Here is a 23561-nt window from a genome sequence, read left to right on the forward strand (position 1 = left end):
GCTCCTGGGGGCCGGGAGAAGTATCGGGTGGACCGGTCAGCGCCGGGTCGGGTCCGGGACCGCGCAGTCGTGGCAGGGACAGTGCGGGCACCCCACGTCGTGCAGGTACGCCGGCAACTGGGATTTAATGTCGCAGATGAGACAGTGCAGGTTGCCGATCTCGCTCAGCACCTCCTCGTAGACCACGACCTCCATCCGCCGCTCGGACTCCACCGGCATGTGCGGGGCGCCGATGGCCAGCAGGACGTGGTCGGAGATCGCGCCGACGGCGTGTGACACGGCCCCCTCGACCAGGTAGATCTGGCCCGCCTCGGTGGGGTGAACGCGTCCGTTGTAGGTGATCGTGCCGAGACCGCCCAGGACCACCAGGACGTGGTGGCCGGGGTGGGTGTGCGGCGGGAAACCGGCCCCGGCCGGCAGCCGGATGACGTCCGCCCCGATCGCGCCGTTGCTCACCAGCCCGACACCGGTGGCGTCCGCGCCGTGCATGTGCACCGGCCGCTCGCCGTGCGGGACGTGCAGCGAGGTGGCCGCGTCGCCGATCCGGGCGTTGGCCCAGCGGATGATGGACAGGTCGTCGGCATCGGATCGCGCCGTCATCACGCCTCCGCCCGCTCGGTGAAGTAGTCGGCGTTGACGGCCGTGAAGTGCACCCACTCCTCCGGCAGTTCCTCCTCGCGGAATATCGCGTCCACCGGACAGACGGTGGCGCACAGGTCGCAGTCGACGCAGCGGGCGGGGTCGATGTAGAACTGCGGCGCCTCCGCCTCCGCGCCCTCGATGCAGTCGACGGGACAGACGTCCACACAGGCGCCGTCCTTGACGTCGATACACGGCTCGGTGATCACGTATGTCATGTGCTTCCCTCCTCCGGATCCGCCGTGCCGTCCGCCGGTACGGGCCGGACGGCCAGGTCGGCGCAGTGCGGACCGCGCACCCGGTGGCCGGTGCGCAGGTCGAAGGTGGCCCCGTGCCAGGGGCACTCCAGGAACGTGCCGGTCACCAGCGCGGCCGCGAGCGGCGCGCCGCGGTGCGGGCAGCGCGCCGGGACGCGGACCGTCCGGTCGCCCAGCCGCACCACGCAGCCCTCGCCGCCGGGCAGCGCCTCGACCACCGCCCCGGGCGCCTCGGCCCGGGTTGCCGACGCCTCGCCCATCACCCGTTCCGCCCTCACAGGTCGAGGTCCTTGACCTTGTCGGTCCACTTGTCGTCGAAGCTGAGGCCCCTGCGGTACGCCGCGTCGGCCAGCCCCTTCGCCCACTGCGTGTAGCGGTGGCCGAGCACCATGTCCCGCGGCCGGAACCGGTTCTCCCGGCTGTACGCCGAACGGTTCAGCCGGACGTCCGCCAGCCCGTTCCAGTCGCGGTCGCGGTACCGGACGGTGATGGGGAGCCGGCAGGCCAGCCGGATGCCCGCCGCGGCGTGCCCGCCGTGGAACGCGTCCTCCGCGACGGCGATGTCCGGCAGGTTGAACCCCTGCGGGGCGAACCGCATGACCGGCGCGTAGTTCTGCGCCTTCTTCACCGCGTTGTAGCGCATCCGCTGGGCGATCACGTTGTACATCAGCAGCCGGCCGTTGGCGATGCCGAACTCCTCCGGGCGGAAGCCGGTGCGGAAGCCCGTGTAGCAGAACAGGTCCGTGAACTCCATCGTCCACGGCTCGTCCAGCTTCCGGCCCACCGGAACCGTGAACACCGCCAGGTCCACCGGCAGGTCCTCGGCGTCCGCCGCCCAGTGCGCCACCGCCTGCAGCGCCCGCGTCGGCGAACTCCCCGCCTCCAGCACCCGTTCCAGGAAGACGTCCCACTCCTCGGCCGAGCCCGTGCGGCCGGTGAACTCCGCGCCCGTCTCGGCGTACAGCCGCTCCGGCAGCCCGTCGGGGACGCGCGCGCTGCGCCGGTACACGGACAGCGGCAGCAGGAACTCGCGGCGCTCCCAGTTGCTCCCGTCGAAGTGCAGGCACCGCTCGTACCGCTCCTCGACGCGGGCGCGCAGGCCGCCCAGCCCGCGGGCCGCCGCCAGGACGTCGGGGGCGGTCGCCTCCGGCGGCTCGGCCTCGCCCAGCAGCCGGGCGTAGCCGCGGGACTTGCGCAGCAGGAACAGGGAGAGGGAGGCGAACGACAGCAGCGACTGGTTGAGCTCCTGGAGCACGAACCCGGCCTCCTGCCAGCAGCGCAGCAGCGTCGCCAGCACCAGCCGCGTACCGCTCCACTCGGCCGGCGGGAGGGCGCGGCAGGCGGCGATCTCGGCGGCGACGGCCCGGTTGTCGAGTTCCGTCTCGCCTGCGTGCAGCCGGACCCGCTCGACGGAGGTGATCCGCCGTTCGAAGCCGGCCAGCAGCTCCTCCCGCTCCTCCGCGGGCAGGGCCTCCCAGTCCCGGCGGGCCCGCTCCGGCAGGCCGTCCAGGGCGGGGGCGGGCCGAGCCACAGGGCGGCCCGCCCGCCCGCCGGTACGGGACCGAGCTCCGGGTCGGCGGTGACCACCCGGCGGCCCAGCGTCCGCCCGGCCGCCGCGGCCGCCCGTACGTCGTCCACCGCGAGCAGCGGCGCGTCCAGCCGGACGGCCGCCGTGAGGGCCCGCAGCCCGCCCGTCTCGTCCGCCGTGACGACGACCGTCTCCCCGGGGAGCCCGGTCGCGACGCCGGCCCGCGCGAGGGCGTCGGGGAGGGCGCCGTGCAGCGGGGCGAGCCAACCCGTCATCAGCTCCAGCGCCTCGTCCACGGCGGCGCCGCGCCCCAGGGCCAGGCAGAACAGGTGCCACCAGACCAGCGACGCCCGCGCGTACGGCACCTTGAAGTGGTACCAGAGCCGCTGGAAACGCGAGAATTCCGCGGCCGGAATTCCGTGCGCGGCGAGATCGAGCGGCCGCCCGGCCCCGGACCGGTCGCCGACGATTTTCTCCAGGACGGCCGCGTCCACGACGCGCGCGGCCACCAGGCCGGCCACCACGACGAGATCGCCGTCGTCGCCCAGCATGTCCAGGCGTTCGGCCAGATCCATTTCGATTTCCGCCAGCACGGACAGGTCCGCGCCGGTGAAATCCGGGTGGGAGAGCAGGGGATCCGGTGCCATACGGGCGCCTCCAGAGCGGGAATCCACGGAGCGGACGGCATTGCGGGAGGGCGTTGCGGAGAGAGGCACGGCAGTCGGCCGTTCCGCCGCGTCCGGAGGTTTTCCGGAAAGCGCGGGAACGGCCGGTGTGAAGGCCGCTGCGAGAGGCGCGCGCCTTCGGGAAGCATGACGCCGATGACGTTAGGGAGGGCCGTTCCGGCTGTCAATCGGCCTGGTCTGGCCGGAAGGCGTTCCCCGCCATGGGACGGCTGGGACGGGCCGTCACCAGCGCCGCGCGGTGGACGGAGAAAACCTTCGCCCGGCCCTTGCGGAACCCATTGCGGAGTGACCCCTGAAATGCGCGCACACGGTCTCACGAAGAGTGATTGCATGGTGAATATGCAAATGGCATGGGAGTGCTGCGGCGTTCGGCGGCCAGTCCGCCGGGTGCCTTTTCCCGACCCTGGCCGAAATAATGTCGGCCGTGCCCGGCGGTGGTTCGCGCGCCGCCCGCCGGTACGACACCCGTCCGGCCACCCTTCCCGAACCACGGCGAACCGCTACGCTTCGTCAGGAATCCCTGCAATCCGATCAGTCGACCGATCCGTCGTCAGAGGAAGTGAGCCGGTCGTATGGCAGATGTGACGCTCCTCGTCATGGGAAACACCGGAATGCCGGCCTGGGGCCAGGACCAGATCCGGCGGCTGAGCGAACAGGCCCGGCGGCGCGGCGTCACCCTGGTGGGCGCCGACACCCCCGAGAACCTGCGGTCCGCGACCGCCCGGGACCTCGACCACGTCGACGAGGTGGTCGCCCTCGACGTCCACCACCCCGAGGCGTGCCGGGCCTGGGCCGCCACCCGCCCGCCCATCGACGCGGTGCTGACCGTCCGCGAACTGTCCGTGCTGCCGACCGCCGTCATCGCCCGGGAACTCGGCCTCGCGGGCAACGACCCCGACGCGGTGCGGTGCGTCCGCACCAAGGACCTGTGCCGGCAGCGGCTCCGCGAGGCGGGGTTCCCGCAGCCCCGCACCGCCGTCTGCGCCGGCGTCGCCGAAGCGGAGCGCTTCCTGGAGGAGACCGGCCCCGGCCCCTGGGTCGTCAAACCGCGCGACGGCCTCGCCAGCATCGGTGTGTCGCTCATCGACGGCCCGGAGCAACTGCCGGAGGCGGTAAGGAAGTTCCGGCTCCCGTCGGAGGCCATGAGTCCGCTGCCGGCCTCCCCCTACTTCCTCGTCGAGACCTTCGTCGCCGGCGACGAGTACTCGGCCGAGGGCATCGTGCTCGGCGGCGAGCCGCAGGTGCTCGCCCTCACCCGGAAGGCCGTCACCGACGGCTTCATCTCCACCAGCCAGCAGCAGCCCGCCGGCCTCGACGAGGCGACGGACCGGCTCGCCCGCGACGCGGTGGCCCGCGGCCTCAAGGCCGTAGGCATCACCCGCGGCGTCTTCCACATCGAGCTGTGGGTGACGGCCACCGGCGTCGTCCTCGGCGAGTTCCACTGCCGCGGCGGCGGCGACTTCATCCACGCCCTCGTCGAACACACCCGCCCCGGCCTGGAGCTCTACGGCACCCTCGTCGACGACCTGCTCGGCCGGACGCCCCCGCCGCTGCCCGAACCGGGCCGGGCCGCCCGCGTCGACTTCCTCTTCGCCCCGCCCGGCCGGCTCCGCGCCGTACGCGGCTGGGACGAACTCGCCGCACACCCCGCCGTCCTCGCCGCCGACCTCCGGGTCCGCCCCGGCGACGTCATCCCCCCGGAGAAGGACTCCTTCACCCGCTCCGGGGTCTTCGTCACCGGCGCCGACACGCCTGCCGAACGGGACGAGATCGCGACGGGGCTGGCCGGACGGGTCGTCTTCGACACGGAGGCGGATGCGGAGGGGGCACTGGCGCTGGCGACGGACGGGTGAACGGCACCTGGGAGCTGGGCTGTTGACGCGGAGGCGCCGACCCGTCGCGCTGGTCCGGCTGTCGCCGTCGTGCGGGTGGTTCCCGCCGGGGCGGCGCCCCTGCCGAGGGATGGGTCGTCAACGCCCGGGCGGGCCTCCGGTCCGGGGCAAGTCGCCACCGGCGGTGGGATGGTGGCCCGCCGTCTGGGCGGTCGTTCCCGCCGGGGCAAGCAGTTTGCGGCGTGAGGGCGGTGGCCCCGCCGCGTGGGCGGTCGTTCCCGCCGGGGCAAGCAGCCCCCGGCGTGAAGGCGGTGACCCCGCCGTGCGGGTGGCCCTTCCCGCCGTGCGGGTGGTCGTCCTCACTGGGACGGCCCCCGCGCGCCCGTTCGCCGCCGCCCTCCGGCGGCCGAGGCGTCAGGCCAGGCGCCGGACCGGCTCGCCCGCCAGGAAGGCGGTGATGTCCTCCACGGCCTGGGTGAAGTACGCCGTGTAGTTGCGCCCCGTGACGTAGCCCAGGTGCGGGGTGGCCAGCAGGCGGGGGAGGGTGCGGAAGGGGTGGTCGGCGGGGAGGGGCTCCTCGTCGAAGACGTCGACTCCCGCCCCGGCGATCCGGCCGTCGCGCAGCGCGCGGGCCAGCGCGTCCTGGTCCACGATGGCCGCCCGCGAGGTGTTGACGAGGTAGGCCGTCGGCCGCATCAGCCGGAGCTCCGCCTCGCCGACCAGCCCGCGGGTCCGCTCGCCCAGCACCAGGTGGACGGAGACGAAGTCGCTCTCCGAGAAGAGCTCCTCCCTGCCGACCCGGACGGCGTCCGCGGCGGCGGCCCGCTCGTCGGTGAGGTTGGGGCTCCAGGCCGCCACCTCCATGCCGAACGCCCGCCCGATCCGCGCCATCCGGCCACCGGTCTTGCCGAGCCCCAGCAGCCCCAGCCGCCGTCCGTGCAGGTCCGCCCCGACGGTGCTCTGCCAGGGGCCGCCGTCGCGCAGTGCCGCGTTCTCCGCGACCAGGCCGCGGGCCAGCCCCAGGAGCAGCGCCCAGGTCAGCTCGACGGGCGGCTCGGGGTTGCTGTCCGTCCCGCAGACGGTGACGCCGTGCCGGGCCGCCGCGTCGAGGTCGACGGACGCGTTCCGCATGCCGGAGGTGATCAGCAGCCGCAGCTTCGGCAGCCGGGCGAACAACTCGGCGGGGAACGGGGTGCGTTCCCGCATGATGACGACGATCTCGCTGTCGGCCAGCTCCTCCGCCAGCCGGTCGTGTCCCGCCACGTGCTCGCGCAGGACCCGTACGTCGACGGCGTCGCCGAGGGCCGACCAGTCGGCCATGGAGAGGGCGACGCCCTGGTAGTCGTCGAGCACGGTGCAGCGGAGCGTCATCATGTCGTCCTTCGGAGCGGTGAACGGCTGAAACGGCCGGTATTCGCCGACACTCTGCCAGGGGGCTGCGCGGCGCCCGTCGGGGCCCCTCCCGTACGGGCCGTGTTCAGGCCCCGGTCGGCCACGGTCCGGCAGGGCGCGCGGCGAACCGCCGCCGGTGTACGCGGCGGTGGCGGCGCGCGGCCGCTCCGCCTCGGCCGCCCGGTGGGCGCGCGTCCCGAAGCGGCGCGGGCTCCGGCCGCGCGGCGCGGCAGCGCACCTCGGGCTCCGGCGTCGCCTCCTCCAGCCGGACCGACAGCCGCTCCGGGCGTCGCCGGAGCCCTAGCCAACCCCCGTAGGGCTCCCTATCATTCGAACGCTCCTCGTCCCAGCGGGCCGTGAAGATTGTCATGGGCATGCCTTGTCGCGCTCGTGACCTGCCCTTCTCCCGGTCCGGCACGTCATTCCGCCGGAGGCCGGAAACCGGAGGCCACGGGCCGCGGCGTCCGCGGAATGGTCCCCCCGTCCCCTCGGGCCGCCCGCGCCGCCCGAAGGCAACCGATTGGAGCACCATGCCCGCAGGTCTGGTCACCGCCGGCGCGCTCGCCGCGCTGTTCGCCTCGGCGTTCGGCACCCAGCAGCCCTCGGTCATCACCAACCCGCCGCCGGACAAGATCGTCATCGAGATCGCGACGGTCAACGGCTCGGGCTGTCCGGCCGGTACGGCCGCCATCGCGGTGTCGCCCGACAACACCGCCTTCACCGTCACGTACAGCGACTACCTGGCCCAGGTCGGCCTGGGCTCCAAGCCGACCGACTTCCGCAAGAACTGCCAGCTCAACCTGATCGTGCACGTACCGCAGGGCTTCACCTACGCCATCGCCAGCGCCGACTACCGCGGCTACGCCAAGCTGGAGCCCGGGGCGACCGGCACCGAGAAGGCGTCGTACTACTTCCAGGGCTCCTCGCAGACGACGCCCAGCTCCCACACCTTCAGAGGCGCCTACGGCGACAACTGGCAGGCCACCGACTCCGTTCCGGTGGGCTCACTGGTGTGGGCGCCCTGCGGCGAGCGGCGCAACTTCAACATCAACACGGAACTCCGCGTCAACGCCGGCACGTCCGACCCCTCCAAGACCAACAGCTTCATGACCATGGACTCGACGGACGGCAGCATCAACACGATCTACCACCTGGCGTGGAAGGAGTGCCCGAGCAGGTAGCGGAAACGGCGGCCGGGACGGGGGCGCGCGGACGGAGGCCGCGCCCCGCCCGGCCCCGGCCGCCACCGCCCCGCTCGCCCGGCCGGCCGTGGGGAGTGCGGACCACACCCCGTGTTTACCATGACTTTAGGTACCGTTAAGCGCCCGTCACCTGCGAACATAGCGCTCCGCAGGCCCATCGTGACCCAGAGGGTATAGACCTCTGGCGGAAATCACGCCAGTGTGGGCAAGACCACCGCGAAGCCCGCGGCCCCCCACGGTCCCGCCTTCGCGTCCCCCCTCGATCGCACAGAGCCTCATGTCTGCTTCCAGCCGTGACACCCTGAGCCCCGCGTCCCCGGCGGACGCCTTCCCGGGCACCCCGGACGCGGTCGTCCCCCGCCGGCCGGCCCGTGGCGCGGCCCCTGGGGCCCCTGCGCCCCGGGAGCACCGTCCGGCGCCGCCGACCCGCGCCCCCGGGCCGCCGTCCCGTACCGTCCGGCCCACGCGATCTCACTCCCCGCCTCCCCCCGTTCCGTCGCCGCCGCCCGCGCCTTCTCCCGGCGCCTGCTGGCCGAATGGGGACTGGACGCGCTCACGGACGACGCCGCCCTCCTGCTCTCCGAACTGGTCACCAACGCGATCGTGCACGTCCCCGAGGGCACCGGCGACGTCGAGCTGTCCCTCTCCCGCACCCCCGGCCACCTGGTCGCCCGCGTCACCGACCGCGGCGGCGCCCTGCCGCGCTGCTCGCTCGCCGCGAAGGACAGCGAGAACGGGCGCGGCATGTGGCTCGTCGAGCAGATCGCCGACCGATGGGGGCACCACACCTCCCCGGCGGGCAAGACCGTGTGGTTCGCCCTGCCGCTCCCGGACGGCCCCCGCGCCCCCGGCGGCCCGTCCGCCGTCCCCGCCCCGGCGGGCCCGGCCGACGTCTGACCCTCCCGTCCACGCCCGGCTGCGCGCCGCGCGGGATCCGAGGGACGATGGAGAGCGCGGCGCGGCGGACGGCGGCGCGAGCGGCGGGACCGGGCCCGGCGCGGCTCCCGTGGGAACCGGCGCGGCCGGGCACCGGCCCCCGGGGCCGCCCCCACCGCGCGCGGGCGCAAGGAGGACCTCGCATGGGCACCACCGACGGATTCCGGACCGGCCCCGGCCGGACCCGGCCCGCCTGGGACGAGGCGGGCGGCCTCCTCGACGTGCTCAGCGTGGCCGCCGTGGTCCTCGACCGCGAGGGCCGGATCATCCTGTGGAGCCCGCAGGCGCAGGAGCTGTTCGGCTGGACCCCGGCCGAGGCGCTCGGCCAGTACGCCGCCCGGCTGCTGGTCGCCGAGGAGGACCTGGCCGTCGTCCTCGACCTGTTCGACCGGGTGATGGGCGAGGGCGAGAGCTGGGCCGGCGTCTTCCCCGTCCGGCACAAGGACGGCGGCCCCCGCCTGGTCGAGCTGCGCAACGTCCGGCTGGAGGGCCGGCACGGCGCCATGTACGCCCTCGGCATCGCCACGGACCGGGAGGTGCTGCGCGACCTCGAACGCGATCTGGCGCTCTCGCTGCGCCTGGTGGCCCAGTCCCCGATCGGCCTCGCCGTCCTCGACACCGAGCTGCGCTACGTGATGGTCAACCCCGCCCTGGAGCGCATCCACGGCTTCTCCGCCGAGGAGCACCTCGGGCGCCGGATCGGCGAGGTGCTGCCGTTCGTCGACATCGAGGAGAGCGAGGCCACCATGCGCCGGGTGCTGGCCACCGGCGAGCCGGAGCTGGACCGGTTCGTGGCGGGCGGCATCGGCGGGGGCGAGGACGACCGGGCCCGGCTGGTCTCCTACTACCGGCTGGAGGACGCGGGCGGGCACATCCTCGGCGTCGCCGCGTCCGTCGTGGACGTCACCGACCGCTACCGGGCCGACCTGGCCGCCGCCGAGGCCCGGCGCCGGCTCGCCCTGATCGCCGACGCCTCCGTCCTCATCGGCACCACCCTCGACCTCGACCAGACCGCCCACGAGCTGGCCGGGGTCGTCGTCCCGGCGTTGGCCGACGTCGCCGCCGTGGACGTGCTCGACGCCGCCCTGGAGGGCAACCGCGCGCCCGCGGGCCGGGCGACCGCGATCCGGGCGCTGGCCGTCGCCTCGGCCGGCACGGCGGGCGCCGTCGACGCGGCCCGGGCCGCCGACCCGACCGGCGAACTCGCCCACTACCCGGCCGACCGGCTGGTCGCCGAGTGCGTGGCCACCGGCCGGCCGGTCCACCTGCCCCGCGTCGGCACCCGCGACCTGCCGCGCATCGCCCGCGACCGGACCGCCGCGGCCGTCCTGGCCCGGGCCGGCCTCCACTCGTACATCGCCGTGCCGCTGATCGCCCGCGGCGAGGTGCTCGGCGCCCTGGACCTCAAGCGCACCGACAACCCCGTCCCGTTCACCGAGGACGACGTGGTGCTGGCGGGCGAGCTGGCCGCCCGCGCCGCCGTCTGCATCGACAACGCCCGCTGGTACCAGCGGGAGCGCGCCGCCGTGCTCAGCCTCCAGCGCACCCTGCTGCCGCAGCGCCCGCCCAGCCCGCCGGGCCTGGAGGTCGCGTACCGCTACCAGCCGGCCGGCACGGCGGGGCAGGTGGGCGGCGACTGGTTCGACGTCGTCCCGCAGGACGGCGGCAAGAGTGCCCTGGTCGTCGGGGACGTCATGGGCAGCGGCATCACGGCGGCCGCCGCCATGGGCCAGCTGCGCACCGCCGCCCGGACCCTCTCCGGCCTCGCCCTCGACCCGGCCCAGGTGCTCCGGCACCTGGACCGCGCCGCCACCGGTCTGGACCAGCAGATCGCCACCTGCGTCTACGCCGTGTACGACCCCGAGGGCGGCCGGTGCTGCGTGGCCAACGCCGGGCACCTCCCGCCCGTCCTGCTGCGGGACGGCGGCCCGCCCGTCCTGCTCGACCTGCCCACCGGCGCCCCGCTCGGCGTGGGCGGCGTGCCCTTCGAGAGCGTGGCCGTGGACCTCGCCCCCGGCGACCGGCTCGTCCTGTACACGGACGGCCTGGTGGAGACCCGCGACGAGGCCCTGGACGTCCGCCTCGCCGAGCTCGTCCGCGTCCTCGACGGGCCCAGGACCGGCCTGGAGGAGACCTGCGACCTGCTGCTGTCGGTGTTCCGGCGGGGGAGCGACGACGATGTGGCGCTGCTGATCGCGGAGGTCGGGGGCTGAGCGGACGCCGTCCGGCGGGAGGTCAGCCGGACCCGCCGGCGTTCTCCCCGGCGGGCAGGTCCCGTAAGGCGCACCGGGCCCGCGTGGCGGTGTCGAGGATGTCGTTCAGCAGGCGGGACAGCTGGTCCACGCGCACCGGCGGGGCCTCCGACCCGGGCCCGCCGCCCGCGAGTTCGCTGTTGACCTGCCGGAAGACCTGCTCGTCGAGGAAGTAGGCGGGCCGCGGGATGCCCAGGCTGTCGCTCACCTTGAGCAGGGTCTCCAGGGTGAGGTTGGAGCCGTCCGCCGACTCGGCCTGGGAGAGCGTCCGTTTGGAGACCCCGGCGCGTTCCGCCAGCCCGGCGAGGGTGAACGGGCCGTCGGGGTGGTGGTGGCGCACGTACCGCAGGCGCCGGGCGACGTCCGCCTTGGCGGCGGTGATCCGCGCCTCCAGGGACGGGCGTTCCCCGCCCGCCGCGGGCGCTGCCCCCTGCTGCATCGTCCACCCTCTCGCGCACGCTCCGACCCGAGGACTCTAACCGGACGGGGAGCGGCCCAGCCATGGAAGTACCCCGCGGGCGAAGCTGCGTTCTGTTGACGATTGCCGGATTTGTCGAGAGTGGAGACGGAGGTAAGACGGATATGGACCGACTTTGGGCGCAATACATTGCGACTTGGGGCAGCAAGTTGCCATGGCCGGATGCGGATGACTAACGTCCGCGATGACACGGACGGCGACCGCTCAAAGCCACGGGGGTGCTTTGAGGGCGGACGCCGTCCGTGTCGCTCACTCGTCCCTCAGATACGGCACCGTCCAGCCCTCGGCGTCGTACTCGGACAGGCACCGGTCCACGAAGCCGCACAGCTCGTCCCGGAGCCCGGTGCGGTCCGCGAACCGGTAGGTCTCGAACCGCGTGACCTCCGGATTGGCCGCGTGCAGGCTCTCGTACAGCTCGTGCCTGCTCGCGAACTCGCTGCCCACGCCGTCCCACACCAGCTTCATCAGCTTGGCGCGCTCCTCGGCGCCGCCCCCGTCCGCGCCCCGCAAGTAGACGTCCAGGAACGGCCGCAGACCGGGGGCGCGGAAGTCGGCGGGGTGCGACACCGTGCCGATGAGGGGGCCGGCGACCAGCCGCTGGATGAGCTGCCGGACCGTCCGGTACGCCGTCGGGGCCAGCACCCGGTAGGCGAGGCAGGGCGCCAGCGGAGGGTGGACGCGGCCGCGCGCCCACGGCTCGGACCGCTCGGTCATGGCCGTCACCAGCGCGTGCACCGTGTGCCGCCACGCCAGCGCCTCGCCCACCCCCGACTGCACGCCCGGGTGGACGTCGCTGCCGTTGCTGCGGACGGCCTTCAGCAGCAGCCCGCACAGGAAGTCCAGCTTCACCGACATCCGGACGGCGCTGTGGAACAGGAACCGCGGCAGGAACCCGCTCCCGTGCGCGAACGCCCCGGCCCGCTCGACGTCGCGGTGGATCAGCACGTTCGACCAGGGCACCACCGCGCGGTCGAAGACCAGCAGGGCGTCGTTCTCGTCGAACCGGCTGGACAGCGGATGGTCGAACGGGCTGTCCGACCGGCCGTCCCGGAGCTCGTACCCCGCCCGGCAGACGACCTTGAGGCCCGGGGTGTGCAGTGGCGCGACGAACGACACCGCGTGCGCCGGGTCGTCCGGCCGCGGACCGGTGTGGCTCACGAACGCGTACTGGGTCAGGGCCGCTCCGGTGGCGACCCCCTTCGCCCCGCTCACCACGATCCCGTCGTCCGTCTCCGCCACCACCCGGACGCGGATCCCCGCGCCCGCCCCGTCCGCCGCGTGCCGGCTCACGGAAGGGTCGACGAGGGCGTGGCTGAGGAACAGCACCCGGTTCTGCGCCCGCGCGTACCAGGCGGAGGCGTTGGCCGCGAACGGGCCGTAGAAGCCCGGGTCGGCGCCCAGCGTGGCCATGAACGACGCCTTGTAGTCCGGCGTCCGCCCCATCCAGCCGTACGTCATCCGCTGCCACACCGCGATGGCGTCCCGCGCGGCCCGCAGGTCCGCGATCCCGCGCGGCGCCCGGAAGAACGGGTGGGTGACCGTGCCGCCCGCGTCGCTCTCCGTGGTGAGGACACCCCGCAGCGCCGGGTCGTGGAGGGCGTCGTAGAGCCGGGCGAGCGTCCGTGCGCTGTTGCGGAACGCCGGGTGGGCGGTGACGTCCGCGACGCGCTCCCCGTAGATCCACACCTCGCGGCCGTCCCGCAGGCTCTCCAGGTACTCCGCCCCGGTGGGCGGCCGTTCGACCGCGTGGCGGTCCTCGGGGCGCGGTGGGGCGGGGGAGCCGACGTGCTGGTCGGGCATGGGCGGTGCCTCCTGCCGGTTGTCTGCCGGTCGTTGTCGTGCCCGCGTCTCCGGGCCTCCGCGTACCCGGGTTCCGTCGCCCCCGAGCCCCGAACGGGCGTGCGGCGCCCGGCGGGAGGGCACCGGACGGCGGTGCCCCGGTCGTCCGCGCGGTCCCGGCCGCGCCCCGCTCAGCCCGCCATCGCGCTGACACCCCCGTCGACGACGACGTCCGCGCCGTTGACGTACGCCGCCGCGTCCGACGCCAGGAACGCCGCCAGCGCGGCCACCTCCTCCGGCCGGCCCACCCGCCCGGCCGGGATCCGCCGCAGCAGACCGGGCACCCCGCCGCCCGGGTCGTCGATGTGCGGGGCCGTCGCACGGGTCCGGATCAGCCCGGGGCTGATGGAGTTGACCCGGATCCCGTGCGCCGCGCCCGCGCCGCACAGGTGCCGGGTCAGCGCGAGCACACCCCCTTCGCCGCGCCGTGCGCCGCCTGCTCGACGAACAGGGCGCCGCGCGAACCGGAGATCGACGCGATGTTGAGGACGACCCCGCCGCCCCGCGCGACCAGATGCGGCCACGCGGCCCGGGTGCACAGGTAGACGAGGTCGAGCTCGTTGCGGACGGTGTGCTCCCAGTCGTCCGGGCCCAACTGGTCGAACGGCGCGTTCCGCAGCGACGACGCGTTGTTGCACAGGACGTCGAACGGGCCGAAGGCGTCGAGGGCGAAGCCGATCCACGCCTCGGCGCCCTCCCGCGTCGACAGGTCGACCGGCGCGAGCGACACCATCTCCCCGCCCGCCTCCTTCACCAGCCGGACGGTCTCGTCCGCCCGCCGGGGATCGCGCCCGCACCCGACGACGCGGGCGCCCTCCCGGGCGAACTCCACGGCCGCCGCCCGGCCGATCCCCGAACTGGTCCCGCTGATCAGGACGGTCTTGTCGTCAAGCCGGCCCATGGCGACGTCCTCCGTTCGCTCGGCGCTCCGGAAGCCGGCGCCGCGGACCGCCCGCGGACACCGGAGAGGAAGGCGGCGGTCCGCTCGGGGGTGGCGATGCTGTGCCACATGGCCGGCGGATCGTCGAAGTTGGCGGCGAAGGCCGCGGCCACCGCCGGATCCGCGGCCGCCGCCCGGAACAGCTCCAGCAGCTGCGGGGTGGGCGGCCGCACGAACGCGGCGGTCCACTGCGCCACGCTCTCCGCGTACGGCCGCATCCGCTCCTCGGCGGCCCGGCAGAACGCCTCGTCGAACGGCGGCCCGGCGGCCACCTCCTCGGCGAACTCCAGGGCGCAGTGCGAGGCCAGGTTGGCGCCCTGCGCGGTGATGGGGTCGTTGACGCACCAGGCGTCCCCGAGCGCGAACGCCCAGGTGCCGTCGGCCAGCGCCCGCCACGCCCGGCGCACCACCGGCACCACCCCGCCCTGGACGAGGTCGCCCGGCCCGTTCAGCCGGAACTCCCGCTCGTCGATCCGCTCGCGCAGCTCGGGCACATGGCGGCGGAGCGCGTCGAGCACGGCGGCGTGGAAGCGGGCCGGGTCCTCGGCGTACGGGGTGCGGCAGACGGGTTCGAGCGGGCCGCCGGGGATGGCCTCCAGACCGAGGACGTCGACGCGGCCGTCCGCGCACACGAACGGCATCCGCAGCACCTCGCCCACCCCGGGCACGGTATGGAACTCGATGCTCCGGGGGACGGCCTCCGCGACGCCCCGGTACAGCCCGCCGCACAGCACTCGCTGCGGGGCGTCGAACGGGGAGCGCCGGGGATCCCGGGGGAACAGCTCGCCGGCCGCCCGGCCGCCCGCGACGACGACCAGGTCGTGGCCGTCGGCGAGCCCGCGGACGGTCCGCGCGGTGAGCTCGGTGACGACGTGCCGGCCGCCCCGCGCCACGTACTCCTCGACCAGCGCGGGCAGGTAGAGCCGGAAGTCGACCATGCTGTAGGCGGGATGGGGGTCGGCGCGGAAGGACAGCGGCTCCGGGCCGTGGACGGTGACCGTCCGGGTCTCGGCGAGGGTATCCGGCGCGGTCCAGAAGTCGACGCCCAGCAGGGCCTCGCGGCGGCGGGTGCTCCCCGAACGGGCCACGAAGTTCAGCGCCCGGCCGCGCCGTACGTCCTCCGGGGACCGCGCCCCGAACAGCGTCGCGTCGACGCCCAGTTGGCGCAGCCGCAGGGCGAGGTGGAGGCCGGCGACGCCGTCCCCGGCGATGGCGATCCTCATGGGCCCACCGCCCGCCGGGCGGCCGGACCCCGGAGCTTGCCGGTGGCGCCGCGGTCGATGCGGTCCACGATGGTGATCCGCCCGACGGTGACGCCGAGTTCGCGCAGCACCTCCGTCGTCCGCCGGGGGACCAGGCACGGTTCGCCGGGGGCGGCGACGAGCAGTTCGACGTGCTCGCCGCGGAGCGGGTCGGCGACGGGCACGCAGGCGAGGTCGGCGCAGGACAGCGCGGCGCGCAGCCGCTCCTCCAGCACGTCGAGGTCGATCCGGCGGCCGTTGACCTTGATCAGCCGGGCGCGGCGGCCGTGGAACCGGAAGGTGCGGCCGTCCAGCCGCCGGACGTGGTCGTCGGTGGTCCACCGGGGCAGCGGCCGCCCGTCGGGGCCGAGGGCGAGCCGGGGGCCCGCGACGGTGAGCCGGCCGGCGGGCCCGGGGGCGAAGCGGACGTCGTCCATCAGCGTCCAGGGCTCCGGCGCCCGCGACGCCGGCGCGCGGAGCGACGGGCCGGTCCGCTGCCGGTGGGCGATGGCACCGGTCTCCGTCGACCCGAACACCTCGACCAGCCGCGTCCGCCCGGGGCCGTTCGCCGCGGCGAACTCCCCGGCCGTCACCGGCAGCGTCGCCGTGCTGTGCAGGACGGTGACGTGCTCGCGGCGGCCCAGCACCGACGGGTCGCGGAGCAGGACGGGGAAGGCCCACGGGATGGCGACCACCAGCCACCGGCCCGCGTCCAGGGCGGGGACCGGCAGCCCGTACCGGGGCCAGTAGCAGACCGGGACGCCGAGCGCGGCGGGCAGCAGCACCGTGGCGACCAGGCCGTAGAGGTGGGTCGGGGGAGCGAAGGACAGCACCGCCCGGGGGCGGTCGGCCCGGACCAGCCCGGCCAGCAGGTGCGCCTCCGTCCACAGCTGCCATCTGCTGTGCCGCCAGCGGACGGCGGGGCCCGTGCTGCCGGAGGTGCACACCTCGACGAGGTCCGGCACCACCTCCGCCACCAGCCGCGCGGCCGCCCCCGCCCCCAGCCCGTCCCAGCGGACGACCGACGGGCCCGGCGGCCGCTCCGGGGCGGCCAGCACCTCGGTGAGGAACTCGCGCGGCGACGGCTCCGGATACGCCTCCATCACCGCTCCCCACCGGCCGGGCCGACCGCCGCGGCCGCGTACGTGCCACCCCAGGAGACGGCGGTCACCAGGGCGCGGCGCGGGCCGTCCGCCCGTGCGTCCGAGAGGAACGCGCGGGCGCCGGGCAGCGGATCGGGCGGCTCCGTCGCGTACGGCAGCCGGCCGCCATCGCAGCCGTCGAGCGCGGCGACGAGGGACAGCAGCGGGCCGGCCGCCTGGCAGTGCCCGACCGCCCCCGCGAGGGCGGTCAGCCGGGTGCCGGACGGCTTCAGACAGGCGGCGACGGCGGCGAGTTCGGCCTCGTCCAGGGCCGGTACGCCGTGGGCGCACCCGTAGACGTCCACGTCCTCCGTGCCGCGCGCGCGGGCCCGGTGCGGGGCGGAGCCGTGCAGGGCGGTGTCCAGTGCCCGGGACCAGCTCTCGGCGCACAGTGGCGCGTCGGCCGCCCGGCCGGGACCCGACGTCACCGCGTGCCCGAGCAGCGCGCCGAGCGCGTCCGCACCCCGGGCCCGGGCGTGGCCGGCCGCCTCCAGCACCACGGCCGCCGCCGCCGGCGCGAGCGGACCGGGGGCCGGCGTCCGCGCGTACGGCCGGGACGGGCCGGGGCCGCGCAGCCCGTAGGCGCCGAACGCCCGCGCGAGCGTGTCGGTGACCTCGTCGGCCGCCACGACGACGACGGCGTCGGCCTGGCCCGCGCGGATCAGGTCGGCCGCGTGGCCCAGGGCGACCAGCCCCGAGGCGTCACCGGTCGAGACGGCCGCGAGCGGGCCGCCGAGGCCCAGCTCCAGGGTGGCGTAGCCGGCCGTCACGCTGGTGACGATGTTCGGCGCGTGCACGGCGCTCACGTACTCCGGGCCCTCGCGGCGGACGGTCTCGTTGAGCCGCTCCACGGTCCCGATCGGCCCGGCGGCGGTCGCCAGGACGACGCCGACCCGCGCGCCGTCCCGCAGCCCCGCCTCGTCCCAGGCCATGCGCGCGGCGGCCACCGTCAGCGCGCCCAGGGCGTCGACCCGCGACCGGTGGCCCGGGGCGAGGTAGCCGGCCGGGTCCTCCGGTACGAAGGGCGCGCCGTCCGGGGCGGGGCCGCGCAGGGCGGCGAGGAACGCGCGCCGCCCCAGGCCCAGCGGGGAGACGACCCCGGCGCCGGTGAACACCAGGTCCGCGTCGGGCGGTCGCGGGTTCTCACCGCCGTCCCGGGCCAGGACGAGCGAGCAGCAGGCGCCGCCGAACGCGATCGAGTTGGAGAGCGCGACCCGGATGCCGGCCCGTCGCGCGGTGCGGGGTACGACGTCCCAGGCGGGTGCCGGGCTCGTGCCCGCGTCCGTGTCCGCGCCCGCGCCCGCGTCGGCGTTGGCGTTGGCGGTCGGCGGGAGGAGCCCGTCCCGCAGCGCCAGCGTGGTCAGCACCGCCTCGACGGCACCGCAGGCCCCCAGCGTGTGCCCGACCTGCGGCTTGGAACTGCTCATCGGCGGCGGGTGCGGCCCGGTGAACACCGCCCGCATCGCGGCGAGTTCGGCCGTGTCGTTGGCCGGCGTCCCGGTGCCGTGACCGTTGACGTACCCGACCGCGTCCGGGCCGAGACCCGCCCGGCCCAGGGCGCCGAGCATCGCGTTCCGCAGCCCGGCGCCGTCCGGCGGCGGCGCGGTGATGTGGTGGGCGTCGCTGGTCAGCCCGTACCCGCGCAGGTAGGCGAGGACGGGCACCCCGCGCGCCCGCGCCGACCCCTCCGACTCCAGCACCAGGAACGCCACCGCCTCCCCGAGGCTCAGGCCGCCGCTGCGGGCGTAGGGCGCGCAGGGCGCGGAGTCGATCGACTTCCAGCTGGCGAACGTGGCGACGGTGGTGACGTTCAGCGCCTCGTACCCGCCCGCGAGCATGACCGTGGCCCGCCCGGCGGCGACGGCGTCGTACGCGTACCCGACGGCGTTGGCGCCGGCGACGCACCCGGTGGCGAAGACCGCCTTGGGCCCCCGGGCGCCGACGGCCGCGCCGAGGTCGTCGGCGCAGGTGTGCGCCGGGTGCGGGGCGGGACCGGTGGCCGCCCGGTAGCGCTTCCAGAGCTCCTCGGAGCCGGCGTTGGTCCCGAGGGCGAGGCCGGTCTCGTAGGGGTCGAGGGCATCGGGGCCGAGCGCGGCGTGCCGCAGGGCGCCGAGGCCGGCCCGGCGGATGAGGAGGGCGGCGTCGGTGGGGCCGGTGTGTTCCGGGAGGCGTGCCGCCACCACGTCCGCCAGGTCCGAGCAGCGCACGAGAGCCGAGTCGCCGGCGCACACGGCCCGCCAGACCTCGTCCGTCCCGACGCCCAGTCCGGTGGCCAGGTACACCCCGGTGACGGCGACGCGCGGCGGTGCGGCGGGGCTCATACGGCACCGCCCCCCGGCGTCCGCCGCGCCTCCGCCGGGGCACGCGCGGTCGCGGGGCTGCCGGCGGGCCCGTCGGCGGGCTCCGTGACCAGGGCCACGATGGCGCGGATGGTCCGCAGCCGATCCGGCTCGACGGGCCGGGGCGGGAGGCCGAGTGTCCGCTCCACCCGGGTGAGCACCTCCAGTTGGGCCAGGCTGTCGTAGATCGCGTCCGGCAGTTCGTCCAGCGGGCGGTCGGGGGGCCACTCGGCCGCCGACGCGCCGAGGACGGCCCCGACCGCGGCGCGGACGACGGGTTCGGCGGCGCGTGGTGCGGCGTCGCGCGGTGCGGTCGGGCGCGGTTCAGCGGACATGGGACCTCCCCAGCTGTGCGGGCGGCCCGTCGGCCGCCTCGGCGTCGGGTGCCGTGAGCGGCGCGGTGAGCCGCCCGGACCGGATCAGGCCGACGAGCCCGGCGAGATCGGTGTCGAGCCGCCGGTCCCGGTCGACGAACGGGCTCACCGTGCGCACCAGGTCGCGGGCGGCCCGCGTGGCGGGGGCCATCCGTTCGCAGCCCCGCAGGTCCACCGCCTGGCACAGCGCGGCCAGGGCGATCGCGGCGATGTTCTCGACCAGTTCGACGGTCCGCCGGGCGTCGCGGGCGGCGATGGAGGCCATGCTCACCTTGTCCTGGTTGTGGGACTCGGTCGAGCGGGAGAACGCCGTCGCCGGGGCGCTGTTCTTCAGCGCTTCCGCGGCCAGGGAGGAGCAGGCGATCTGCGCGGCCTTGAAGCCGTGGTGGACGCCGGCGTCGGCGTCGGTGTCGTCCGTCGGGCGGACCAGGTTCGCGGTCAGGCCCTGGTTGCTCTTCTCGTCGACCACCAGCGCCACCTGCCGGTCCAGCAGGTCGCCGACACTGGCGACGGCCAGCTTGAGGGCGTCCATCGCCTGCCCGACGTGACCGCCGTAGAAGTTGCCGCCGTGGTGGACCTCCCCGGCCACCGGGTCGAACAGGGGGTTGTCGTTAGTGGAGTTGATCTCGGTGTCGAGCCAGTCGGTGACCCAGTCCAGCGTGTCGTTGAGCACCCCCGTCACATGCGGCGCACAGCGTACGGAGTAACGATCCTGCAGTCCGGTGCGCAGTCTCTGGTAACCGGCGCCGTCGAGCCGGGGGTTGGCACCGACCCGCTCCTGGTGCTCGACGGTCAGCTTGGAGCCCGCCAGCAGGCGGCGGATCCGCGCCGCGCTGGCCAGCTGCCCCGGATGCGGCTTGTGCGTGTGCAGGAACGGTTCGAACGGGCCGCTGCTGGCCTGGACGGCCTCCGCCGTCAACGCCGTGCACAGGTCCGCGACGACGGCCAGCTCGCGCGCCGCCCGGACGGCCGCGACCGCGTAACCGCTCATGAACGACGTGCCGTTGATCAGCGCCAGCCCCTCCTTCGGCGCCAGCTCCACCGGCGTGAGACCGGCCCGGCGCAGCGCCGCCGCGGCGGACCGGGGCTCGCCCCGGTGCAGCACCCGGCCGTTGCCGGTCAGCATGTCGGCCAGGTACGCCAGCGGGACGAGGTCACCGCTCGCCCCCACCGAACCGCGCTCGGGGATCAGCGGCAGGATGTCCTCGCGCAGGCAGTCCGCCAGCAGCTCCACCAGCGCGACCCGCACCCCGGAGTAGCCGCGGGCCAGGCAGTTGGCCCGGATCAGCATGGTCGCCCGGGTCACGTCGGGCGGCGCCGGGTCGCCGCTCCCGGCCAAGTGGCCGGAGATGAGGTTGCGTTGGAGGGCGGCGGCCTTCGCCGGCCCGATGTGCCGCCCGCAGCTGTCGCCGAAGCCCGTGGTCACCCCGTACACGGGCTGTCCGGAGGCGACGAGCCCGTCCTTGACCCGCTGGGCGGCGGTCATCCGCGCCCCGGCGGCGGGGTCGAGGCGGATCTCCCGCCCCTCGGGGCGCCGTGCGAAGTCCGCGACCTCGTCGGCGCGCAGTGCGTCGGATCCCAATACCAGGGCCGCGCCGGTCGTTCCGGTCCGCGGCGGATTCTGTGTAGGCGTCAACGGCATTACGGCGACCCCCTTGATCCTGGTTTCCTTTCGGATCGTAGGCGGATCCCGCCGCCGCGGGTCAGGGGCCGGGAACAAGGAGAACCCGAACGTGGCATCCGTACGCCAATACGATGACGGATTCCCGCCGGAATCGCGGCGCCATTCGACCGGAATACCGCGCGCCCTGTGATAAGTAATTCCGGAATTCATGGGATGACCGCCGATCGCGCACCGGCCGCCGGCCGCATCGCGCACCGCCGGTGTCCCGCGCCCCCGCCGGACGGCCCCACCGCACCCCGCGGCCGGCCCGTACCGCCGGACGACCCGAGGGAGCACGGCAGATGTCACAGGGTCCCCCCGCCCCCTTGGGGCCGCTCCGGTCCGCCCGGCGGCACGTCCTCGGTCTCGGCGCGGCGCTGGGCGGGGTCTTCGTCCTCCGCGACGCGGGGGTCACGGGGTCCGGCCACCACCCGCGAACGCCCTCTCCGGCCACCCTCACCGTGCGCACCGGCGACACCGTCCTCCTCACCCGGACCACCCGCCTCCGTCGCCTCACCATCGAACCCGACGGCGTCCTCACCGCCCCCGAGGGCGGGGACCTGACCCTCACCGTCGACGGGGTCGAGACCGGTACCGTCCTCACGGCCGACGACCGGACCCGGATCGCCCCGGGGACGTACCGCGGGGACGTGGCCGTCACTCTGACCGAGCGGTGCACCGTCCGCCACCACGGCCTCACGTTCCCCTTCCGGCAGGCGCTGTACGTCGGTGCCGACGGCCCGGACCCCGCCCGTTCGGTGTCCGCCGCGCGGCGCGGCGGCCGGACCGGCCGGTCGGCGGCCGAGGGCCTGACCGTCGTCTCCACCGGCGAGGTCTTCAACGCCGTCCACGTCACCGGCGGTTCGTACCTGCTGCGCGCCCCGCGCGTCGACCTCACCGGCGACGGCCGTTGCGACTTCGTCGGCTACGGCGCCGCCCTCACGGCCACCGGCCCCGGAACCCGCCTGGTGGTGGACGGAGCCCGGATCACCTGCCACGGCGTGGCGCGCGCCGCGCTGGTCGCCACCGGCGGCGCCACGGTCGTCGTGAAGGACTCCGGGCTGCGCACGCGCGACGGCACGCTGCCCGACGGCTACCGGCCCACCGTCGACCCCCGCCACATGAGAGCCGCACCCTGGCTCCTCGGCATCACCGGCAACGCCCGTACCACCAACCTCAGCGGCACGGGTACCACCGTCGCCTACCTCGCCTCCGCCCTCACCTCGGAAGGCTGGGGCGTGCTGTCCTCCGAGGCCGGCAGCGCGGGCTGCCGACTCGCGGCGGTCAACAGCCGGGTGACGGCGACCCGCAGCGGCTACGGGTCCTACGTCTGCGGCGTCTCCCAGCACCTCCTGGGCTGCGACCTGGACGTCGCCGACTACGCCGCCATCATCCGCGACGGCTCCCTGCACTACGGCGACAGCACCCGGGAAGCGGTACGGAAACTGGCCGCCGACTGGCGACTGGGCCTGACGGAGCGGGAGTTGGCCACCCACGTCCCGCGCGTCACCACCATCCGCTCGCGCCGCTTCGGCGTGCTGTGGCACGGCCCCGCCCGCCTCCGCATCGACGGCGGCACCGTGCTCCACACCGCCGGCCCGGTACTCCTCGGCAAGGGGCAGCCCGCGCGGATCACCGTCGACGGCTCCCGTGGCGCGCGCCTGCGGTCCGCCGACGGCGTCCTGATGCAGCTCATGGACGACGACGACCCGGGCCCGCACGGCCCCGACGCGTCGCTGGAGATCGCCGACCGCGTGTACCGCGACCCGTCCGGCCCGCCGGTCCGCGCCGAGGGCTTCGACACCGCCGCCCCACATCCCACCGACGTCACGGCCGAGTTCACCGACGCCGACCTGACCGGCGACCTCCTCAACGGCACGCGCGGCGGAACCCGGCGGCTCCCCGGCCTCAACCTGCACCTCACCCTCACCCGTACCCGGCTCACGGGCGTCGTCTCCGCCACCACCGCCCGGCACCGGACCGCGGCCGTCGACGCGCCCCACCTCCGGGAACTGGGCGTCGTCACCAACACGGCGGCTCCGGTGGTCAACAACGGAGTGGTCCTCACCCTCGGCCCGGGCAGCCGGTGGACCCCCACGGGCACCTGCCACCTGTCGGCCCTCCGCCTGGACCGCACGGCCCGGCTGGCCGCGCCGCCCGGCGGGAGGCTGGAGGTCAGCGTGGACGGCCGCGCGGTCGTCCCGGCGCCCGGCGGCGGCTGGACCGGCGCCGTCGCCGTCCGCGTCCGTCCGGCCGGGCCGCGCCGCGAGGCCGACGGCCGGCGGAGCGGAACCGGCGGCTCACAACCGGCGCCGCACCCGCAGCGGCCCCCCGGCACTCCATGACCGTACGACGGACCCCCGCTCGGTGGCGCGCACCGTGGCCACCTCCGTGATGTCGAGCCGCAGCAGCTCCGGCCCGGGGCCGGGCGGGAGGGCCGCGCGGGCCCGCAGCGCCCGCAGGAAGCCGGCCGCGACCGCCGGATCGGTGACGGCCACCGCCCGCCCGCTGATCTTGGCGTCGTCCGCCGACACTCCGGCCGTCCCGGCCGGGTTGTGCCGGCCGCACCGGCGCTCGCTGGTGGCGCTGTGCAGGGCACAGCGCGGATCGTGGCGCAGATCGGCGGACTTGACCGAGCCCGGCATGACGAAGAGCCAGAGGTCAGCGGCGTGGAAGACCGGCTCCACGCCGCTGATCCGGGGCGCGCCGTCCCGCCGCAGGGTGGCGAGCAGGGCGTGCCGGTCGGCGTCGAAGGCGGCCTTCACGGTTGCCGCGAACGCCGGTTCGGCGGCGGTGAAGGCGCTCCACGCGACCATCAGTC

General features: G+C 75.4%; 18 protein-coding genes and 1 pseudogene. 5 read left to right on the forward strand and 14 right to left on the reverse strand.

From position 1 onward, the window contains the following. Positions 1–36: 36 nt before the first annotated feature. Genes ACQEVS_RS29490 through ACQEVS_RS29505 form a run of 4 tightly spaced genes read right to left on the reverse strand, consistent with a single transcriptional unit; the run spans position 37 to position 2427 of the window. Positions 37–600, reverse strand: a complete 564-nt coding sequence (locus tag ACQEVS_RS29490) for a cupin domain-containing protein (RefSeq protein ID WP_433025508.1) — start codon at positions 598–600, stop codon at positions 37–39. Beyond that, positions 600–857, reverse strand: a complete 258-nt coding sequence (locus ACQEVS_RS29495) for a 4Fe-4S dicluster domain-containing protein (RefSeq protein WP_433025511.1) — start codon at positions 855–857, stop codon at positions 600–602. Before ACQEVS_RS29495 ends, ACQEVS_RS29490 begins: the two co-directional genes overlap by 1 nt. Further along, the gene (locus tag ACQEVS_RS29500; protein ID WP_433025514.1) at positions 854–1174 is read right to left on the reverse strand and encodes a Rieske (2Fe-2S) protein; all 321 of its coding nucleotides are present in this window, start codon (positions 1172–1174) and stop codon (positions 854–856) included. The genes ACQEVS_RS29495 and ACQEVS_RS29500 overlap by 4 nt, the downstream gene beginning before the upstream one ends. Beyond that, a complete protein-coding gene (locus tag ACQEVS_RS29505) occupies positions 1171–2427 on the reverse strand; it encodes a hypothetical protein (RefSeq protein WP_433025516.1) in 1257 nt (418 codons plus the stop codon). The genes ACQEVS_RS29500 and ACQEVS_RS29505 overlap by 4 nt, the downstream gene beginning before the upstream one ends. Before the next feature lie 1279 nt (positions 2428–3706). Here ACQEVS_RS29505 and ACQEVS_RS29510 point away from each other — a divergent pair. Further along, positions 3707–4963 carry an ATP-grasp domain-containing protein gene (locus tag ACQEVS_RS29510; protein ID WP_433025518.1) on the forward strand — a complete coding sequence of 419 codons (1257 nt, stop codon included), beginning with the start codon at positions 3707–3709 and terminating at the stop codon, positions 4961–4963. A gap of 393 nt (positions 4964–5356) precedes the next feature. Here the strand turns inward: ACQEVS_RS29510 and ACQEVS_RS29515 are convergent, their stop codons facing one another. Then, the gene (locus tag ACQEVS_RS29515) at positions 5357–6313 is read right to left on the reverse strand and encodes a D-2-hydroxyacid dehydrogenase family protein (RefSeq protein WP_433027997.1); all 957 of its coding nucleotides are present in this window, start codon (positions 6311–6313) and stop codon (positions 5357–5359) included. Positions 6314–6864: 551 nt separating this feature from the next. Here ACQEVS_RS29515 and ACQEVS_RS29520 point away from each other — a divergent pair. The 3 genes from ACQEVS_RS29520 to ACQEVS_RS29530 all read left to right on the forward strand — a co-directional run bounded on the left by ACQEVS_RS29520 (position 6865) and on the right by ACQEVS_RS29530 (position 10685). Further along, complete coding sequence (locus ACQEVS_RS29520; RefSeq protein ID WP_433025521.1) at positions 6865–7515, forward strand: DUF4360 domain-containing protein; 651 nt, start codon at positions 6865–6867, stop codon at positions 7513–7515. Positions 7516–8004: 489 nt separating this feature from the next. Continuing rightward, positions 8005–8433, forward strand: coding sequence for an ATP-binding protein (locus ACQEVS_RS29525; RefSeq protein ID WP_433028000.1), 429 nt, complete (start codon positions 8005–8007; stop codon positions 8431–8433). 182 nt (positions 8434–8615) lie between these two features. Beyond that, complete coding sequence (locus tag ACQEVS_RS29530) at positions 8616–10685, forward strand: SpoIIE family protein phosphatase (RefSeq protein WP_433025524.1); 2070 nt, start codon at positions 8616–8618, stop codon at positions 10683–10685. 22 nt (positions 10686–10707) lie between these two features. Here ACQEVS_RS29530 and ACQEVS_RS29535 read toward each other — a convergent pair whose 3' ends face one another. The 8 genes and pseudogenes from ACQEVS_RS29535 to ACQEVS_RS29570 form a co-directional block, all read right to left on the reverse strand. After that, positions 10708–11163 (reverse strand): helix-turn-helix domain-containing protein, encoded by a 456-nt coding sequence (locus tag ACQEVS_RS29535; RefSeq protein ID WP_433025527.1) that lies wholly within the window; start codon positions 11161–11163, stop codon positions 10708–10710. Between the two features lie 288 nt (positions 11164–11451). Then, the gene (locus ACQEVS_RS29540) at positions 11452–13002 is read right to left on the reverse strand and encodes a 4-hydroxyphenylacetate 3-hydroxylase family protein (RefSeq protein WP_433025530.1); all 1551 of its coding nucleotides are present in this window, start codon (positions 13000–13002) and stop codon (positions 11452–11454) included. Positions 13003–13172: 170 nt separating this feature from the next. Further along, positions 13173–13942 (reverse strand): annotated as a pseudogene (locus ACQEVS_RS29545) (SDR family NAD(P)-dependent oxidoreductase). Then, positions 13912–15204 carry a styrene monooxygenase/indole monooxygenase family protein gene (locus tag ACQEVS_RS29550; protein WP_433025533.1) on the reverse strand — a complete coding sequence of 431 codons (1293 nt, stop codon included), beginning with the start codon at positions 15202–15204 and terminating at the stop codon, positions 13912–13914. The pseudogene ACQEVS_RS29545 and the gene ACQEVS_RS29550 overlap by 31 nt, the downstream one beginning before the upstream one ends. After that, on the reverse strand, positions 15201–16325 hold the full coding sequence (locus tag ACQEVS_RS29555) for a hypothetical protein (protein ID WP_433025536.1): 1125 nt from the start codon (positions 16323–16325) through the stop codon (positions 15201–15203). Before ACQEVS_RS29555 ends, ACQEVS_RS29550 begins: the two co-directional genes overlap by 4 nt. Continuing rightward, entirely contained in the window at positions 16325–18685 is a 2361-nt protein-coding gene (locus ACQEVS_RS29560) for a beta-ketoacyl synthase N-terminal-like domain-containing protein (protein ID WP_433025539.1), read from the reverse strand. Before ACQEVS_RS29560 ends, ACQEVS_RS29555 begins: the two co-directional genes overlap by 1 nt. Next, the gene (locus ACQEVS_RS29565) at positions 18682–19038 is read right to left on the reverse strand and encodes an acyl carrier protein (RefSeq protein ID WP_433025542.1); all 357 of its coding nucleotides are present in this window, start codon (positions 19036–19038) and stop codon (positions 18682–18684) included. The genes ACQEVS_RS29560 and ACQEVS_RS29565 overlap by 4 nt, the downstream gene beginning before the upstream one ends. Continuing rightward, positions 19028–20719: an aromatic amino acid lyase gene (locus ACQEVS_RS29570; RefSeq protein ID WP_433025545.1), complete on the reverse strand. Its 1692-nt coding sequence runs from the start codon at positions 20717–20719 to the stop codon at positions 19028–19030. The genes ACQEVS_RS29565 and ACQEVS_RS29570 overlap by 11 nt, the downstream gene beginning before the upstream one ends. 323 nt (positions 20720–21042) lie before the next feature. Here ACQEVS_RS29570 and ACQEVS_RS29575 point away from each other — a divergent pair, with 323 nt between their 5' ends. Then, a complete protein-coding gene (locus ACQEVS_RS29575) occupies positions 21043–23085 on the forward strand; it encodes a hypothetical protein (RefSeq protein ID WP_433025548.1) in 2043 nt (680 codons plus the stop codon). On the opposite strand, the gene ACQEVS_RS29580 is transcribed toward ACQEVS_RS29575, so the two are convergent. Further along, positions 23041–23556, reverse strand: a complete 516-nt coding sequence (locus ACQEVS_RS29580; protein WP_433025551.1) for a pyridoxamine 5'-phosphate oxidase family protein — start codon at positions 23554–23556, stop codon at positions 23041–23043. The genes ACQEVS_RS29575 and ACQEVS_RS29580 overlap by 45 nt on opposite strands. Positions 23557–23561: the final 5 nt, after the last annotated feature.

The sequence above is a fragment of the Streptomyces sp. CA-181903 genome, from assembly GCF_050937075.1.
Classification (GTDB): Bacteria; Actinomycetota; Actinomycetes; order Streptomycetales; family Streptomycetaceae; genus Streptomyces.

Excerpts from the sequence above, each read along its gene's own strand:
- ACQEVS_RS29510 (WP_433025518.1), top strand. The coding sequence starts at position 3,707 with ATGGGAAACACCGGAATGCCGGCCTGGGGCCAGGACCAGATCCGGCGG.
- ACQEVS_RS29515 (WP_433027997.1), bottom strand. The coding sequence starts at position 6,313 with ATGACGCTCCGCTGCACCGTGCTCGACGACTACCAGGGCGTCGCCCTC.
- ACQEVS_RS29580 (WP_433025551.1), bottom strand. The coding sequence starts at position 23,556 with ATGGTCGCGTGGAGCGCCTTCACCGCCGCCGAACCGGCGTTCGCGGCA.
- ACQEVS_RS29575 (WP_433025548.1), top strand. The coding sequence starts at position 21,043 with ATGTCACAGGGTCCCCCCGCCCCCTTGGGGCCGCTCCGGTCCGCCCGG.
- ACQEVS_RS29535 (WP_433025527.1), bottom strand. The coding sequence starts at position 11,163 with ATGCAGCAGGGGGCAGCGCCCGCGGCGGGCGGGGAACGCCCGTCCCTG.
- ACQEVS_RS29570 (WP_433025545.1), bottom strand. The coding sequence starts at position 20,719 with ATGCCGTTGACGCCTACACAGAATCCGCCGCGGACCGGAACGACCGGC.
- ACQEVS_RS29555 (WP_433025536.1), bottom strand. The coding sequence starts at position 16,325 with ATGGAGGCGTATCCGGAGCCGTCGCCGCGCGAGTTCCTCACCGAGGTG.
- ACQEVS_RS29490 (WP_433025508.1), bottom strand. The coding sequence starts at position 600 with ATGACGGCGCGATCCGATGCCGACGACCTGTCCATCATCCGCTGGGCC.
- ACQEVS_RS29520 (WP_433025521.1), top strand. The coding sequence starts at position 6,865 with ATGCCCGCAGGTCTGGTCACCGCCGGCGCGCTCGCCGCGCTGTTCGCC.
- ACQEVS_RS29495 (WP_433025511.1), bottom strand. The coding sequence starts at position 857 with ATGACATACGTGATCACCGAGCCGTGTATCGACGTCAAGGACGGCGCC.
- ACQEVS_RS29540 (WP_433025530.1), bottom strand. The coding sequence starts at position 13,002 with ATGCCCGACCAGCACGTCGGCTCCCCCGCCCCACCGCGCCCCGAGGAC.
- ACQEVS_RS29530 (WP_433025524.1), top strand. The coding sequence starts at position 8,616 with ATGGGCACCACCGACGGATTCCGGACCGGCCCCGGCCGGACCCGGCCC.
- ACQEVS_RS29550 (WP_433025533.1), bottom strand. The coding sequence starts at position 15,204 with ATGAGGATCGCCATCGCCGGGGACGGCGTCGCCGGCCTCCACCTCGCC.
- ACQEVS_RS29560 (WP_433025539.1), bottom strand. The coding sequence starts at position 18,685 with ATGAGCCCCGCCGCACCGCCGCGCGTCGCCGTCACCGGGGTGTACCTG.
- ACQEVS_RS29565 (WP_433025542.1), bottom strand. The coding sequence starts at position 19,038 with ATGTCCGCTGAACCGCGCCCGACCGCACCGCGCGACGCCGCACCACGC.